Annotated in this window: 1 protein-coding gene; it reads right to left on the reverse strand. The window is 44.0% G+C overall.

Annotated features, from left to right (window positions below):
- Positions 1–336: 336 nt before the first annotated feature.
- Positions 337–981: a LuxR C-terminal-related transcriptional regulator gene (locus R7190_RS25765; protein ID WP_005480993.1), complete on the reverse strand. Its 645-nt coding sequence runs from the start codon at positions 979–981 to the stop codon at positions 337–339.
- Positions 982–1083: the final 102 nt, after the last annotated feature.

The following is a 1083-nucleotide window of genomic DNA, read 5'->3' on the forward strand; positions in this document are numbered from 1 at the left end:
TTTCTTTTGGCATTGATTTTGTCGCCGGAAGAAAGCGTGTGCCGTAGCCTGCAGCAGGGAACAGACATTTTTTAATCATTGGGGGAATATCCTTTCTCGTCATTATCAAGAATCTGCGCAACACTTTAACACGAGAGTCGCGCATGAATCATGAATAAAGTAGGAAAAAATGTGAGACGCAGTGCGGAAAAAAGCATGATCAGTCAGGCCGTGCCGCTGTTGAGGAGCTATGTCTAACAATAAACAGGAAACTTACTCTCTCGTTGTGTTCACTATTCGACTCGCTGGGCTCGTAATCTCTGGTTCTATTAGTCGTCTTAATACATGAATGTAAGGTTAAGACATCAAGTTTTGATCGGCCCAAGCAATGGCTTGAACTCGGTTTTTCACTGAGAGCTTTTTAAAGATCTGATACAGGTGCGACTTGATCGTAAATTCGCTAACAAACAGTTCTTCTGCCATCTGGCTATTCGATGCCCCAGCTTGCAGACAACGCAGCACTTGCAGTTCGCGAATGGTGAGATCGACGGTTGCTGGCGCGGTGTGAGTATTTATCACATTTCGATAGTAGTGCAGCAGTTGGCTGGTTACGTTGCGTGGTAGCCAGTTTTGCCCGTTGACAATGCCTTTCAGTCCTTCGCCTACTTGTTCTAAAGAATCTTCGCTGTAAAACAAGCCTTTTAATTGACCGAAGGCGAGCAGTTCATCCGTAGTGAGGCGTTTTGGAACGTTGAACACGACCGTCTCAAAGTTCTTCCAAACCAATGGCAGGTTTTTAATCGATTGAACGAGTGATTTATGTTCACTGAAGTCAATGAGTAGAATTTTATTTCGATGTTCGGGTTTCGCTTCCATTAGGGCATCGGTTGAGATTACAGGAATGCTCATATCGATGTACTTTTCTAATGATGCGACTTTCTGCGCAGCATCGTCTTCCATACTAATCAGAAATAGCTTTCTTGCGTAAGCCGACTTTCTCACGTGTTCAAATCTCCCAAGGTTCAGTAGAGGCCGTAAGTTGGCATTAAAGTATGGGGAGAGCTATAGCTTTGGTGAATAAATGCGTTGAGATTCAAAGGTTCA

Source organism: Vibrio sp. 1078-1 (assembly GCF_033340475.1).